We start from the raw sequence: 15,723 nt of genomic DNA on the forward strand, positions 1-15,723 counted from the left end.
AAGCAACATGGCACCTATCTCTGCAGGTCGCAAATTCCGTGACGCCATCGAGTCTGAAAAAGCCGAAGGTCGTCCCCTTCAAATCGTTGGCACTATCAATGCCTATACTGCCATGATGGCAAGCCAAGTCGGTCATAAAGCGATTTATCTCTCAGGTGGCGGTGTTGCTAACGCCTCATTTGGTTTGCCCGACCTCGGTATGACGAGCCTTAACGATGTATTGACTGATGCTACCCGTATCACCAATGCGGTTGACACGCCATTATTGGTTGACATCGACACGGGTTGGGGCGGCGCATTTAACATCGCCCAAACCATCAAACAGATGGAAAAAGCAGGCGTTGCCGCAGTCCATATCGAAGACCAAGTGGCGCAAAAACGCTGTGGTCATCGCCCCAACAAAGAAATCGTCTCAACCAGCGAGATGGTTGACCGACTAAAAGCTGCGCTGGATGCCAAAGTTGACCCAGATTTTGTGGTGATGGCACGAACCGATGCGCTGTCAGTGGAAGGTTTGGAGGCTGCGGTTGAACGTGCGGTGGCGTTTCAAGAAGCAGGCGCGGACATGATTTTTGCTGAAGCATTGACCGATATCGCCATGTACCGCAAATTTACCGACGTGTTAGACATTCCCGTGCTTGCCAATATGACTGAGTTTGGGCAAACCGACCTTTATAGCACTAAAGAGCTGTTTGACGTGGGCGTTGACATGGTACTTTATCCATTATCTGCGTTTCGTGCGATGAACAAAGCCGCCCTCAATGTCTACCAAGCCTTAAAAGATGAAGGCGTACAAACCTCTGTGGTTGACACCATGCAAACCCGTATGGAATTGTATGATTTCTTAAATTACCACTCATATGAGCAAAAACTTGACGCATTATTTAAATCAAAAAAATAATTGGCGAACTATGCTCAACACTTAATGCCAAATATTTAAGGCTAAACACTGAATGCCAAACATTTAATAAAGCTAAAAAGGAGTTTTACCATGTCAAAAGATACCCCAGTGACAGACGCGAGCGACAACAAGCCAAAACCCAAAAAAAGCGTTGCCCTATCAGGGGTACCAGCGGGCAACACTGCCCTATGTACCGTAGGTCGTACAGGCAATGACTTAAGCTATCGTGGTTATGATATTTTGGATTTGGCAAAAGACAGCGAGTTTGAAGAGGTAGCGCACCTACTGATTCATGGTCATTTGCCAAACCGTCATGAGCTAGCGGCGTACAAGAAAAAACTCAAAACCCTGCGTAACTTGCCGGTCAATGTACTGGCGGTGTTAGAAGCCTTGCCTGCCCACGCCCACCCGATGGATGTGATGCGTACCGGCGTATCAGCACTGGGCTGCACCTTACCTGAGCGTGAAAGCCAACCTACCTCAGAAGCCCGTGATATCGCTGACAAGCTTATCGCCTCATTAGGCTCAATGCTACTATACTGGTACCACTATAGCCACAATGGCAAAGTCATCAGCCTTGAGAGCGACCAAGACAGCATTGGCGGTCACTTCCTTGAACTCCTACAAGGTGAAGCCCCTAGTGAATCGCATATCAAAGCCGTGCACATCTCACTCATCTTATACGCTGAGCATGAGTTCAATGCGTCAACCTTTACTAGCCGCGTGATTACGGGGACTGGCTCGGATATGTACTCCGCCATCTCAGGCGCAATCGGTGCACTTAAAGGTCCAAAACATGGCGGCGCCAATGAAGTGGCGTATGACATCCAAAAACGCTACCGCAGTGCCGACGACGCAGAAAAAGACATCCTTGAGCGTCTTGAGAAAAAAGAAGTTATCATTGGCTTTGGTCACCCTGTGTATACCGTGAGCGACCCACGCAACGTGGTCATCAAAGAAGTGGCTCGCAACTTGTCCAAAGAAACGGGCGACATGACCCTATTTGACGTGGCAGAACGCCTAGAAACCGTGATGTGGGACAACAAAAAAATGTTCCCAAATCTCGACTGGTTCTCAGCGGTCAGCTACCACAAAATGGGCGTGCCGACAGCCATGTTTACCCCATTATTTGTGATTGCGCGTACCGCAGGTTGGTCAGCGCACGTGCTTGAGCAACGTGCCGATGGCAAAATCATCCGTCCTTCTGCCAACTACACAGGCCCTGATGACCAAAAATTTGTGCCGTTAGATAAGCGTTAATGGTTATTGTTTTGAAAAATCATAAAGCTACTAATATTTCTAGTAGCTTTATACATTATTAGATACATAATTTCAACTCGGAAACTTATTATGAAAGATGAAATCTTAAAAAGCTTTTTGCTAAATTTTATTGAACAACATGAACTTGAAGAACAATCTCTAGATGATTCATTTGAGGATTTTGTCAATTTTAATATTATTTCTAAATTATATCCACGTGACATTAATTTAGATAATTTATCAACAGGCGGAGGAGATGATACTGCCTTAGATGGTTTAGCAATTATTGTAAATGGAAATATTATTACAGATGAAACTGAAATTGATTTTTTAAGAAAACAAAATGGTAGTTTAAATGTAATTTTCGCTCTTATACAATCTAAATCCTCACCAAAATTTGATGGATCACAAGTAGGAAATTTTATTTCAGGAGTGAAAAATTTTTTTAGCCCAGAATCATTTTTGCCTGAAAATGATAAGATAAAATCTTTACGCTTAATCAAAGATAAAATTTATAAAGAATCTATAAATTTCGATGAAGAGAGTCCTGTTTTAAAACTTTTCTTCGTTAGTTCTGGTGAGTGGAAAGAGCCAAAGCAAATTACTGGCAAGGTTAAAATGGAACTTAGTGAACTCGAAGCAAAGAGTTTTTTCAAGAATGAAATTAAAATTGATTTTTATGATGCCAACAAATTGAAAGAAACATATAGAGAAATTAGCAGAAAGATTGTTAAAGAAATACCGTTCAATAATCATGTTTCATTACCAAATATGCCTGACGAATACAATGTAAGACAAGCATACATAGGAAATATTTCTGTACTAGATTACCTTAGTTTAATCGAAGACCAAAATAAAAACTTATCGAAAGATTTATTTTACGATAATATTCGTGATTTTCAGGGCGATAACAAAGTCAATAAAGAAATTAGGGATACCATTATATCATCTAAAAATCAACTTTTACTTTCTCTTATGAATAATGGAATAACAATTATTGCAAAAAAAGTAGAGAAAATTGGTTCAAAAATGAAACTTACTGATTTTCAGATTGTTAATGGATGTCAAACAAGCCATATACTTTTTGCCAATCGAGAAAACTTATTAAATGATACTCAAATTGTTTTAAAGGTGATTGAGACAATAGACTTAGACGTTACAAATAAAATTATAAGAGCTACTAATAGACAAACGGAAGTTAAAGATGAAGCTTTTGAATCCTTAAAACCGTTTCACAAAGACTTGCAGGAATATTATAAAGCTAAATCAAAGGATATCACTCATCCAATTTTTTATGAAAGACGTTCTAAAGAATATCTAAATGTACCTAATATTAAATCCAATCAAATTATAACTTTAGCCTCACAAATTAAAGCTTATGTTGCAACTCAATTACAACAACCGCAAAGTACACACCGTTACTTTGGTGAACTTTTAGAAAGCAATAGCAGTAAGTTATTTAAAAATAAAAATGAATTATCGAATTATTATCTTTCTGCACTGATAATTAATAAACTTGATTACTATTTAAAAAAACCTAAATTAAATAAATTTAAATCCTTTAAATATCAGATTGCATTACTAGTATATAGAGACCTTAAAAATAAGAAAACTAAATCTTTTGGTATAAATGAAATGATAGCATATTGTTCTAATTCTCAAAAAATAAACCCTATTTTTAAAAAATGTACAGAAATTATTGAAAATGAATTGTCTACGATGAAGATTGATAAAAATCAAGCCATCAGAAGTAAGGATTTTACAAATAAACTTATTTCTAGACAAAATGATTTAAATACCGCACAACAAGGAGAAGTTATCAAATGAATAGCCAATACAAAAAAACCCTACCCAACTCCGACTTAGAATACTTTGACACCCGCCAAGCGGTGAACGACATCACCCCAGACGCGTATGATAAACTTCCCTACACCTCGCGTATTTTAGCTGAGCAATTGGTGCGTAAAGTCACTGATTCAAATGAATTGACCGCTGCGCTTAAACAGCTCATCAACCGCGAGCGTACGTTAGACTTTCCTTGGTACCCTGCGCGTGTGGTGTGTCACGACATCTTAGGTCAAACTGCCCTTGTGGACTTGGCAGGCTTGCGTGATGCTATCGCTGAGCAAGGTGGCGACCCAAGCAAGGTCAACCCTGTGGTGCAAACTCAGCTGATTGTTGACCACTCGCTTGCTGTGGAATGTGGTGGTTATGACCCAGATGCGTTTGAAAAAAACCGCGCTATCGAAGACCGCCGCAACGAAGACCGTTTTCACTTTATCAACTGGACAAAGACTGCCTTTGAAAACGTCGATGTGATTCCCGCAGGCAATGGCATCATGCACCAAATCAACCTGGAGAAAATGTCACCTGTTATCCAAGTACAAAATGGCGTCGCGTTCCCAGATACTTGCGTGGGTACAGACAGCCACACCCCGCACGTGGATGCACTGGGGGTGATTTCGGTGGGTGTCGGTGGACTGGAAGCAGAAACCGTGATGCTCGGTCACCCATCGATGATGCGACTGCCTGATATCGTGGGCGTACACCTCAAAGGCAAACGCCAAGCAGGCATCACCGCCACCGATATTGTGTTGGCATTGACTGAGTTTTTGCGTAAAGAGCGCGTAGTCGGTGCCTATGTGGAATTCTTCGGTGAAGGCGCAGACAGTCTATCCATCGGTGACCGCGCCACCATCGCCAACATGACCCCAGAATATGGTGCAACCGCAGGGTTATTTTATATTGATGGGCAAACCATCGACTATTTACGCCTCACAGGGCGTGAAGACAAACAAGTCGAACTGGTGGAAAACTATGCCAAAACTGCAGGGCTTTGGTCATCTGACCTAGCCAATGCCGACTATGAGCGTGTACTTGAGTTTGATTTGTCACTCGTGACCCGTAACATGGCAGGTCCTTCAAATCCCCACGCGCGCGTATCGACTTCTGAGCTTTCTGCCAAAGGCATTGCCCATGCCGAAGGTGAAGCCGTGCCTGAATCAGAGAATGGCTTAATGCCTGATGGTGCGGTGATTATCGCGGCTATCACCTCGTGTACCAATACCTCAAACCCTCGTAACGTGGTGGCAGCGGCATTACTTGCCAAAAAAGCCAACGAACTTGGCTTGACCCGTAAACCTTGGGTGAAATCATCCTTCGCCCCTGGCTCAAAAGTGGCTGAATTGTACTTGCAAGACGCTAACCTATTGCCGGAACTGGAAAAACTCGGCTTTGGTATCGTGGCATTTGCCTGTACCACTTGTAACGGTATGTCGGGTGCGTTAGATCCTGCGATTCAGCAAGAAATCATCGACCGCGACCTGTATGCCACGGCGGTGCTATCAGGCAACCGCAACTTTGATGGACGTATCCACCCGTATGCCAAACAAGCCTTCTTAGCAAGCCCGCCATTAGTCGTCGCGTATGCGATTGCAGGGACGATTCGTTTTGACATCGAAAAAGACGTGCTTGGCGTGGTCAATGGTAAAGAGATTCGCCTGATTGACATTTGGCCATCGGATGAAGAGATTGACGCGATTGTGGCAAAACACGTCAAACCTGAACAATTCCGTCAAATCTATATCCCGATGTTCAACCTTGACCGCAGCGAAAAAGCCGACAGCCCACTGTACAACTGGCGACCTATGTCAACCTATATCCGCCGCCCACCCTACTGGGAAGGCGCGCTAGCCGGTGAACGCACCCTCAAAGGCATGCGTCCATTGGCGATTTTGCCTGACAATATCACCACCGACCACTTGTCGCCCTCCAATGCGATTTTAGCAAGCTCGGCAGCAGGCGAATACTTGGCAAAAATGGGCTTACCCGAAGAAGATTTTAACAGCTATGCCACCCACCGCGGCGACCATTTAACCGCGCAACGTGCCACCTTTGCCAATCCAAAACTGTTCAATGAAATGGTGAAAAATGACGATGGCAGTACCAAACAAGGCTCACTGGCTCGCGTTGAGCCTGAAGGTCAAGTGATGCGGATGTGGGAAGCTATTGAGACCTACATGAACCGTAAGCAGCCACTCATCATCATCGCAGGCGCGGATTATGGTCAAGGCTCTAGCCGTGACTGGGCTGCCAAAGGTGTGCGCCTAGCTGGGGTAGAAGCGATTGTGGCGGAAGGTTTTGAGCGGATTCACCGTACCAACCTTATCGGTATGGGCGTGCTGCCGCTTGAATTTAAAGCTGGGACGACGCGTATCACGCTAGGGCTAGATGGGACTGAGACGTATGATGTGATTGGTGACATCTCGCCACGTTGTGATTTGACGCTGGTGATTAATAAAGAAGGCTCTCAGCCGCTTGAAGTGCCGGTGACGTGCCGTCTTGATACCCAAGCGGAAGTGGATACTTACAATGCCGGTGGCGTGTTACAAAAATTCGCGCAAGACTTCTTAAAAGGTGAAGTGGCGTAATATAAGACTAAAAAATTCACATATTTGATAACTTAAATAAGACATAAGTTAATTATGTCTTATTTTTTTAAATGTAATTTAAAAATTATATTTTTTAAGTTTTTCTATAACATTTTTCTCAGTTTCTTTAACTGAATATAAATTTTGTCCTAATCGAAGGGTTGCATTTTTCGAATCCCATTCAACTTTTTTACCATCTTTTTTTCTTACGATTTTTTTACCATCACCTTGTGACATAGAAAATAAATCTAAGAAACTTTTAGGGCCAACACCGACAAAAGGTTCAAAATTTAATTTATTTACTTGATTATCAATTGAAATTGAGTCCTTCCAAAGTTTTAAGGCTTTACTTTTTGGGTATGGCTCAATAAAAAATACTTCTTTAATACCCGCTGAAATTATATGTTTAGCACAATTATGACAGGGGAAAGTTGTTACAAACATCGAAGTGCCAATTGTCGAGTTATGTGTTCTCCCACAGGATAATATAGCATCCATCTCTGCATGAACAACTCTTCCATATTCGGTTATATATTTCAATGGACTTTGTTTAATAATGGTTTTTAAGGTATCTTTATTTTCCTTATGTAATACCTGATCATCATTAAAATACGAATTGAAGCTTTTAACAATATTATTGAAAATTTCTTCAACAATTTTTTCCCTTTCCACTTGATTACTATCATGACCAAGCATGTAGTCTCTGCCCCCTTTTAAATCATAGATTTTTCCAGTTTCTTCATCAAACTCTGGCCAATACTGGCCACCCCCAAACTTTGGAATATCATTCGCACCTGTTGAAATAATATTTCTATCTTTTGAAATAACTGCTCCAACTTGTCGTGATAAATCTGCTGAGCGCAAACTTGAAGTAAATGCCATATACATCGCAAATTCATTGAATGTCGGAGTTATATAAGGTTGTCCAAATAATAATGAAATAAACCTTTCGCACGAATTACGTAAGTGAATAGAAGATCTATTATCATATTTAATAAAGTAATCAGCTAGATGGAATGCCTCTGTTGTGTGTTGCCCATAGTCATTTTCTTCCCCCTCATCACGCTTTATTATATTTTCTGCTTCCTCCTCATTCATACCAACTTCATTAATCAATACATCTTTTCTTTTAACAGGTGATTCATAGAGAGAAACTTGGAAAAAATTTCTACCATAAACTGTTCTCAGATTTTTGATTTCCTCATCATGCTTTAACGAATTAACAATATATACTATTCTTTTCTCATTACTGTTTGACCTTGCATTTGCAATATACTCAATGACTTTATCAGATAAATATCTATTGTCATATTTCTTTCTAACACTATTACCCTCATCCATAAGTTTGGTATATCTTTCAAAGGAGTTTGACCAGTGTTCAGTAATTCTTTTCTCAAGAAATGCTTTGGAAATTGAAATTTCTTCAACACTATAATTAAAGTCATCATTGAATATTGACTTGAGAACATTTGATAAAGTTTTCAGACTACTACCAACGGCACCAACAAGCCCGATAACTAGAAACTGCTCTTTTGTGGGTATATTACTTAATGGCATAATTTTTCCTTTTCATACGAATAAAAATGTTTCTTTTTGCAGTATAATCTATATATTTTTTTATTATACAAAATTTTTAAAATATAAATTTTTTAATGAATAATATTATGTAATCCCTTCACTTTATGACTCAATCTAACAAAACCTTTCATTCAAATTTACTGGTATTTTTAAAAATTTTTTTAATAATATCAATTATTTAAAACCATTACCGCGCGACTTGGTTTCTAGAAGTATTCCCTATTCTCATCGCCTTACCCATATTGATCTTTAACCACAAAAAATACCCACTCTCTCGCCTACTTTATCCAAATAACTTAGGCAGGTTTATTGATTGGTCAAAAAAAACAGCCAGTTATGACTGGCTGTTTTTTTTGCTTAACCGATTTTTTCCACGCCCATATACGGACGTAACACTTCAGGCACCGTAATCGTACCATCCGCATTTTGGTAATTTTCCATGATGGCAAGCAGAGTACGACCCACCGCAAGACCTGAGCCGTTCAACGTATGCACCAGCTCAGTTTTTTTGCCGTCTTTGACACGCGCTTGCATACGCCGCGCTTGGAAGTCGCCACAGTTTGAACAGCTTGAGATTTCACGGTAGGTAGTCTGAGACGGTAGCCACACTTCGATGTCATAGGTTTTCACCGCGCCAAAGCCCATATCACCACCACACAGCACAATCACCCGATACGGCAAGCCAAGCTGCTGCAAGATATATTCCGCTTGTCCTGTCATGTCCTCTAAGGCTTGCATTGAAGTCTCAGGATGGACGATTTGCACCATTTCCACTTTTTCAAACTGGTGCTGACGAATCAAGCCGCGCGTATCTCGCCCGGCACTGCCCGCTTCACTACGAAAACAGGGGGTATGGGCAGTCACTTTGATGGGCAGAGCTTCGGGGTCTAGGATTTTGTCGCGCACACTGTTGGTAAGCGGCACCTCTGACGTGGGGATTAGGTAATACTCTTTTTCACCGCGCAGCTTAAATAGCTCTTCTTCAAACTTTGGTAGCTGCCCTGTACCCAGTAGGCTGTCGGCATTGACCATATAGGGCACATACATTTCCGTATAGCCGTATTTGTCAGTATGGGTAGTAAGCATAAACGCAATCAAGGCGCGGTTGAGTTTGGCAAGTTGACCTTTTAGCACGCTAAACCGTGAGCCAGTCAGTTTTGCCGCCATTTCAAAGTCAAGTAGCCCCAAATCTTCGCCCAAGTCGCTATGGTCTTTGACCTCAAAATCAAATTGGCGCGGCTCGCCCCATCGACGCATTTCGACATTGTCGTTTTCATCTTTACCTGCCGGCACGCTGTCATCAGGCAAGTTTGGGATGGTTAAAGCTGCCGCTTGAATTTTTTCCTGCAAGGCTTTGAGCGCGTCTTCCGCTTGTTTCATGTCGCTACTGATGGTTGCCATTTCTGCCATCAAGGCGTCCGTATTTTCGCCATTACGTTTCATCAAGCCGACTTGTTTGGCGCCCGCATTTTTTTTGGCTTGTAATTCTTCGGTTTTGACTTGAATGGATTTGCGCTGTTCTTCGACTTGCTGCCAAAATGCTTTATCAAGCTCATAGCCGCGTTTGGCAAGTTTTTCAGCGACCGTGTCTAGTTCTGTACGCAGTAATTTTGGGTCGATCATGGCGATAAGTTCCTTAAATTGTTCAAACTTGAGTTAAAGCAGCAAAATGGCTGTTGATATCAGCGTGTATGATACCAAGATTGCAGCGATTTTTCACGGTAGCGACTAGAAATACACGGCAAATTGACGATTTATCGGTATGCGCTTATCGGCGTTCGCCCCTCGCTGCATTGGCGGTAAAACAAAAATTTATCAAAAAGTGCGTTGTTAGGTTTATTTTTGGGTCAAGGTTGGGTAAGATAAGCCTTCTTTTATCGTTTTGTAACTATCGTTTGATAGTGAGTGAATTATTTATGGCTCTGTACCCTTACACCCTACAACCTGTGAATTTGAATCTGACCGAGGACGAGTTTCGTCAAGCACAGCTACAGCTGTTTGATGCCAACAACCAAACTTTGACCAAAATCACCCCAAAAACTTGGGCAATTTTGGCAGTCATTGTGGTGCTAGCGATTTTAGGTCTGATTTTTGTGCACGGTTATTCCACCATTATTTTTTGGTTGATGCTCGTGGGTGTGGTGATTTATTTGCTGGCGCGTACTTACGGTCTTAAATGGTATGTCAAACGAGAATTTGAAAAACAAATGGCAAGCCAAAGTATGCCCCCAGAGATGCAACAAATCAAGCTTGGCGTACAGCAGCACGGGGTAGTGATGTCCATGCCTGCCCCCAACATGCCCGCCATGCCACGCGGCTACAATCAGCCTTTGGTACGTAGCAGCGGTATGCAGCAAGCGGTTATCAAATGGGATAGTGTCACCAATTGGCAAGAAACGCCTGATTATATTTTTATGATGTTTGATGTCAAAAATCCAAAAACGGGTGAAAGCCAACAAGGTAGCCAAATCGTCCCCAAACGCCTTGCCAACCAAAAATTCCCGATTGATACCCTACGTCATCATTTACAGCAAAACATCGGACAACCAGGTTTTGATTTAACCGACAAACCGACTGATAAATATTTCCCGGAAAACAATTAAGACTAAGACAACGATTAAGAAAAAACTAATTATTGATGACCACAAAAACTGCAGCCAAGAAACTGCAGTTTTTTTATGGCAGCAAGCAAAACTATTTACCAAATTTGCACACAGCTGTGCCAAATGTTTGATATTATTTTTAGGGTAATACCGTACATTTTAATTGATTAAATTAAACGTACTGATAAAAACGATTAATTTTAATAACAGATTGTTTAGGCTTACAATTAAGTCCTAAACAAATAAAAATCATCATTTTAGGAGATAACAACATGGCAAAACAAGCCACTACAAAACAATCAGCAACCAAACAAGACTCAGAACAATTAGACAATACCGATAAATCAGGTGAAAAAGTGACTCCCTCCAAATCTACTGCTTCCAAATCTGCCTCAAGTAAAACACGTGATATCAGCTTAGCCGCTGCAGACATGAGCGCCATTGTTGAGCAATTAAATACCTTATTAGCCAACTATCATGTGTTCTATACCAATGTGCGTGGCTATCACTGGAACGTGCGTGGCTCAGATTTCTTTACCCTCCATGTGAAGTTTGAAGAGTTATATACTGCGCTGCAAGTCCAGATTGATGAAATTGCTGAACGCATTTTGACCTTACAAGGTACACCACTACATGCTTATAGCGATTTCTTAAAAATCTCAAGCATCAAAGAAGACAAAAACGTCTCTGACGGTGTGGCATGTGTGAAAGGTATTTTAACGGGTCTGACTATGACCATCGCTAAAGAACGCGAAATCATTGACTTAGCGGATGAAGATGACGATCAAGGCACTGCCGACCAATTGACTGCGTACGTGCAAGAACAAGAAAAATTGGTGTGGATGTACAATGCCTATCTTGGCTAATCGTCCCATCTGACCAAAAAGACGGCTTTAATAGTCGTCTTTTTTATTGCGTGGTAAAATAAAAACACAATATATAGATTTTCAAATGTCAATAAATTTAATTAGTTATTTTTTTGATATACAAATAGTTATATATTTCAATATGTTATAAATTTTATCCTTAGAAATCAAGTCCTTGGGTGGATTGCAATTTCTATATGTTGTTATCTATAATAGCCAAGCATACTAGCCAGTTGATGCATTTGTTAGCTGATTTACTTGTTAACTGATACTGCTACGCCACTTGTCTTGAACTTTGATTGAAGAAGATTCACCGCTATGTCATATTCCATCTTTTGCCAAACCAAAAATGACCCATTGCTTGAGCCGATGTTTTTTGGTCAGCCTGTCAATGTGGCACGTTACGACCAACAAAAATTCCCTGTTTTCGAGCAGTTGATTGAAAAGCAATTGTCGTTTTTTTGGCGTCCAGAAGAAATTGACGTTTCCAAAGACCGCTTGGATTTTAGCAACTTGTCAGTGCATGAACAGCATATCTTCTTAAGCAACCTAAAGTACCAAACCTTGCTTGATTCGATTCAAGGTCGTAGCCCCAATGCCGTGCTACTGCCGCTGGTATCGATTCCTGAATTAGAAACCTGGATTGAAACATGGTCATTTTCTGAGACCATCCATTCTCGCAGCTATACCCACATTATTCGTAACGTGGTCAATGACCCAAGCAAAGTATTCGACGATATCGTTGACAATCCTTTTATCCTAGAGCGCGCGACAGGGATTGCCAAGTTTTATGACGAGCTGTATCAACTATCTCAGCTATATAACCTATACGGTGAAGGTCGTCATGTCATCGATGGCAAGCCCGTCGAGGTTAATTTACGCCTGCTTAAAACCAAATTGTATCTATGTTTGGTGGCTATCAATGTGCTAGAAGCGATTCGTTTTTATGTGTCGTTTGCCTGTTCATTTGCCTTTGCTGAACGCAAACTGATGGAAGGTAATGCCAAAATCATCAAAATGATTGCCCGTGACGAAGCGCTTCATCTAAACGGCACCCAGCATATGATTAATTTGATGCAATCGGGCAAAGATGACCCTGACATGGTAGAAATCGCCCAAGCCTGCCAACAGCAAGCCATTGAAATTTTCAAAGACGCGGCTGAACAAGAAAAAGCATGGGCAAAATACTTGTTTAAAGATGGCTCAATGATTGGCTTGAATGAAAATATCTTGGTGCAATACGTCGAATACATTACCAACCTACGTATGGATGCGATTGGCTTACCGCCGATTTTTGGAGCGATTAAAAACAACCCGATTCCTTGGATTAATGCTTGGCTCTCCTCAGACAACGTGCAAGTCGCGCCCCAAGAGTCAGAAATCACCTCTTACTTAGTCGGTCAAATTGACGCAGAGCTCAGTGATGATGCGTTTGATGATTTTGAATTGTAATTCGTCATACGCTTATTTTATTTAGGCAATATAATCGATTATGGCATGGATTTTTACCAACAACACGCAGTTTTATCTGCATGACGCCGAGACGTTGCTACAAGGCATGCTTCGCTCAAAAATCCCTGCCAATCACCAATGCCTTGAAGGTTATTGCGGTACTTGTAAGCTCAAATACCGCCGTCGCCACCATGACACCCGTATCGAATACATCAATGAGCCACTGGTGATGTTAGACGATGACGAAATCCTACCCTGCTGTTGTCAAGTCAGAGGGGCAATCGAGCTTGATATCGATTAATTTACCAAAATAACCCGTCAAAAACTGCGCGAAAGGCCGCATAAAGCGAAAACTTACCCGCTTTGCCTTTAATTTTCTCCCCGCGAACCTCATATAATCCGTTATAATAATAGGTTGACTACCGCTTTTTAATCATACTAAATCTTTATTTAGTCCTCGACTGTCATTTGCAGGGTGTATCCCTTGATAAAAATGAAGAAATACAGTCATTAGCTTATTTGTCGTGCTATTACATTATTTATTTTTTTAACCAATATCAAAGCGAGCCCTCATGAGCGAACATTCAACTTCTCAATTAGCCACGCTGATTCAATTAGGTAAAGAGCAAGGTTATCTCACCTATGCTGAGATTAATGACCAACTCCCCGAATCGGTAACTGAAAGTGACCAAATTGATGATATTATTCAAATGCTCACAGACGTTGGCATCAAGATTTTTGAGACCGCGCCTGATGAAGACGACATTATGCTTAGCGATGATGCGGATGATGACGAAATTGCTGTCGATGAAGCCGCTGCGGTACTTGCCTCAGTAGAATCTGAGCCAGGTCGCACCACCGACCCTGTGCGTATGTACATGCGTGAGATGGGTACGGTTGACCTACTCACCCGTGAAGGCGAGATTGCGATTGCTAAGCGTATCGAAGATGGTATTCGAGATGTACAACATGCCATGACCTTTTGGCCAGGTACCGTGGCCATGCTCATTAATGAATACCACCAAACCTTTGAAGGTGAAAAGAAAGTCTCGGATATTATTACCGGTTTTCTTGACCCTGAAGCTGCTGATGTCATTCCCCTTGCCGATGACGAAGAGGTAGAAATCGCGTTACCGATTATCAAACCCAAAGTCAAAGACGACAAAGCCGAGGATGAACTCGATGATGAAGCTGAAAATGCCGATGAAATCGAAGAGGCCGATGGCGACGTCAGCGAAGATGCCGATACCGAAGAAGCGAGCGGTCTTGACCCTGAAGAAGTGCGTCTGCGCTTTGAAGAATTAGAGCAATTGTTCACCAAGGTCAAAGATTTATTAGCCACCCATGACCGTGATAGCGACGTCGTCAAAGCGGCGATGAATGAGCTTGCCAACTGCTTTATGCTATTTAAGCTCAATAGCCGCGTCTCTGACAATATCATGGATATGATGCGTGAAGTGTATGAAGACGTGCGTAAAAACGAACGTCATATCATGAAACTGGTCATTCGCCGCGGTAAAATGCCAAAAGATGAGTTTCGCAAAACCTTTCCGCATAATGAAACCAACCTTGACTGGCTCCCTAACCGTATCGCAGGCAAACCTGCCTTTGCCGACACGTTAGAGCGGGTACTTGATGAAGTGCTACAGTATCAAGGGCGTATTCAGCAGCATGAGCAAAATCTTGGCATGAGCATCGACCAAATGAAAGTGGTCGCACGTAACATGTCTGTGGGTGAAGCCAAAGCCCGCCGCGCCAAAAAAGAAATGGTTGAGGCGAACTTACGTCTGGTTATCTCGATTGCTAAAAAATACACCAACCGCGGTTTGCAGTTCCTTGATTTGATTCAAGAAGGCAACATTGGCTTGATGAAAGCGGTAGATAAATTTGAATATCGCCGTGGTTATAAATTCTCCACCTATGCCACTTGGTGGATTCGCCAAGCCATCACCCGCTCGATTGCTGACCAAGCGCGTACCATCCGTATCCCTGTGCACATGATTGAAACCATCAATAAAATCAACCGTGTATCGCGCCAGCTATTACAAGAAATGGGACGTGAGCCTACCCCTGAGGAGTTGGGTGAACGCTTAGAGATGGACGAAGTCAAAGTCCGTAAAGTACTCAAAATCGCCAAAGAGCCCATCTCAATGGAAACCCCAATCGGCGATGATGAAGACAGTCACTTGGGTGATTTTATTGAGGATTCGAGCATCTCAAGCCCAGTGGATGAAGCAACGGCACAAGGGTTAAAAGAAGCTACCCGTGAAGTGTTAGCCAACCTCACCGAACGTGAAGCCAAAGTGCTTAAAATGCGTTTTGGTATTGATATGTCTACCGACCATACCTTAGAAGAAGTGGGTAAACAATTTGATGTCACCCGTGAGCGTATTCGTCAGATTGAAGCCAAAGCGCTGCGTAAACTGCGCCACCCTTCTCGCTCGGAACATTTACGTTCATTTCTAGAGAATGATTAATGTTATATCCATCCAAAAAAGCCGAGACAATGTTCTCGGTTTTTTTATGGGAGGATTTATGAATGTGATTTTTCTATAAATGTGGCTTTTTATGAATTGGGTTATAAATGGGGTTATGGATAGTTTTATGGATGGGGCTTTTTTCAACGCCAAACC

Annotated in this window: 11 protein-coding genes; 9 read left to right on the plus strand and 2 right to left on the minus strand. The window is 41.9% G+C overall.

From position 1 onward, the window contains the following. Nucleotides 1-7: 7 nt before the first annotated feature. The 4 genes from prpB (at nucleotide 8) to acnD (ending at nucleotide 6,591) form a co-directional block, all read left to right on the plus strand. Complete coding sequence (prpB, locus tag RTR63_RS03755; protein WP_312522735.1) at nucleotides 8-901, plus strand: methylisocitrate lyase; 894 nt, start codon at nucleotides 8-10, stop codon at nucleotides 899-901. A gap of 90 nt (nucleotides 902-991) precedes the next feature. Beyond that, nucleotides 992-2,161, plus strand: a complete 1,170-nt coding sequence (prpC, locus tag RTR63_RS03760; RefSeq protein ID WP_312522737.1) for a bifunctional 2-methylcitrate synthase/citrate synthase — start codon at nucleotides 992-994, stop codon at nucleotides 2,159-2,161. A 90-nt stretch (nucleotides 2,162-2,251) separates the two neighbouring features. After that, the gene (locus RTR63_RS03765) at nucleotides 2,252-3,988 is read left to right on the plus strand and encodes an AIPR family protein (protein WP_312522739.1); all 1,737 of its coding nucleotides are present in this window, start codon (nucleotides 2,252-2,254) and stop codon (nucleotides 3,986-3,988) included. Next, complete coding sequence (gene acnD / locus RTR63_RS03770) at nucleotides 3,985-6,591, plus strand: Fe/S-dependent 2-methylisocitrate dehydratase AcnD (RefSeq protein WP_312522741.1); 2,607 nt, start codon at nucleotides 3,985-3,987, stop codon at nucleotides 6,589-6,591. Before RTR63_RS03765 ends, acnD begins: the two co-directional genes overlap by 4 nt. Before the next feature lie 78 nt (nucleotides 6,592-6,669). On the opposite strand, the gene RTR63_RS03775 is transcribed toward acnD, so the two are convergent. Further along, nucleotides 6,670-8,148 carry an anti-phage dCTP deaminase gene (locus RTR63_RS03775; RefSeq protein WP_312522743.1) on the minus strand — a complete coding sequence of 493 codons (1,479 nt, stop codon included), beginning with the start codon at nucleotides 8,146-8,148 and terminating at the stop codon, nucleotides 6,670-6,672. 378 nt (nucleotides 8,149-8,526) lie between these two features. After that, nucleotides 8,527-9,792, minus strand: coding sequence for a serine--tRNA ligase (serS, locus tag RTR63_RS03780; protein ID WP_060994290.1), 1,266 nt, complete (start codon nucleotides 9,790-9,792; stop codon nucleotides 8,527-8,529). A gap of 293 nt (nucleotides 9,793-10,085) precedes the next feature. Between serS and RTR63_RS03785 the strand changes: the two genes are divergently transcribed. The 5 genes from RTR63_RS03785 (at nucleotide 10,086) to rpoD (ending at nucleotide 15,567) form a co-directional block, all read left to right on the plus strand. After that, nucleotides 10,086-10,772, plus strand: coding sequence for a YcxB family protein (locus RTR63_RS03785; RefSeq protein ID WP_312522745.1), 687 nt, complete (start codon nucleotides 10,086-10,088; stop codon nucleotides 10,770-10,772). Nucleotides 10,773-11,044: 272 nt separating this feature from the next. Then, on the plus strand, nucleotides 11,045-11,638 hold the full coding sequence (locus RTR63_RS03790; RefSeq protein ID WP_409418194.1) for a Dps family protein: 594 nt from the start codon (nucleotides 11,045-11,047) through the stop codon (nucleotides 11,636-11,638). Nucleotides 11,639-11,956: 318 nt separating this feature from the next. Further along, complete coding sequence (nrdB, locus tag RTR63_RS03795) at nucleotides 11,957-13,090, plus strand: class Ia ribonucleoside-diphosphate reductase subunit beta (RefSeq protein ID WP_312522746.1); 1,134 nt, start codon at nucleotides 11,957-11,959, stop codon at nucleotides 13,088-13,090. A gap of 40 nt (nucleotides 13,091-13,130) precedes the next feature. Next, the gene (locus RTR63_RS03800) at nucleotides 13,131-13,391 is read left to right on the plus strand and encodes a 2Fe-2S iron-sulfur cluster-binding protein (protein WP_007115706.1); all 261 of its coding nucleotides are present in this window, start codon (nucleotides 13,131-13,133) and stop codon (nucleotides 13,389-13,391) included. Nucleotides 13,392-13,662: 271 nt separating this feature from the next. Next, the gene (rpoD, locus tag RTR63_RS03805) at nucleotides 13,663-15,567 is read left to right on the plus strand and encodes an RNA polymerase sigma factor RpoD (protein ID WP_203172040.1); all 1,905 of its coding nucleotides are present in this window, start codon (nucleotides 13,663-13,665) and stop codon (nucleotides 15,565-15,567) included. Nucleotides 15,568-15,723 lie beyond the last annotated feature (156 nt).

It is taken from the genome of Moraxella sp. CTOTU47724 (assembly GCF_032014955.1).
GTDB lineage: Bacteria > Pseudomonadota > Gammaproteobacteria > Pseudomonadales > Moraxellaceae > Faucicola > Faucicola tetraodonis.

Coding starts and splice junctions, on each gene's coding strand:
- prpB (WP_312522735.1), top strand. CDS start 8: ATGGCACCTATCTCTGCAGGTCGCAAATTCCGTGACGCCATCGAGTCT.
- prpC (WP_312522737.1), top strand. CDS start 992: ATGTCAAAAGATACCCCAGTGACAGACGCGAGCGACAACAAGCCAAAA.
- RTR63_RS03765 (WP_312522739.1), top strand. CDS start 2,252: ATGAAAGATGAAATCTTAAAAAGCTTTTTGCTAAATTTTATTGAACAA.
- acnD (WP_312522741.1), top strand. CDS start 3,985: ATGAATAGCCAATACAAAAAAACCCTACCCAACTCCGACTTAGAATAC.
- RTR63_RS03775 (WP_312522743.1), bottom strand. CDS start 8,148: ATGCCATTAAGTAATATACCCACAAAAGAGCAGTTTCTAGTTATCGGG.
- serS (WP_060994290.1), bottom strand. CDS start 9,792: ATGATCGACCCAAAATTACTGCGTACAGAACTAGACACGGTCGCTGAA.
- RTR63_RS03785 (WP_312522745.1), top strand. CDS start 10,086: ATGGCTCTGTACCCTTACACCCTACAACCTGTGAATTTGAATCTGACC.
- RTR63_RS03790 (WP_409418194.1), top strand. CDS start 11,045: ATGGCAAAACAAGCCACTACAAAACAATCAGCAACCAAACAAGACTCA.
- nrdB (WP_312522746.1), top strand. CDS start 11,957: ATGTCATATTCCATCTTTTGCCAAACCAAAAATGACCCATTGCTTGAG.
- RTR63_RS03800 (WP_007115706.1), top strand. CDS start 13,131: ATGGCATGGATTTTTACCAACAACACGCAGTTTTATCTGCATGACGCC.
- rpoD (WP_203172040.1), top strand. CDS start 13,663: ATGAGCGAACATTCAACTTCTCAATTAGCCACGCTGATTCAATTAGGT.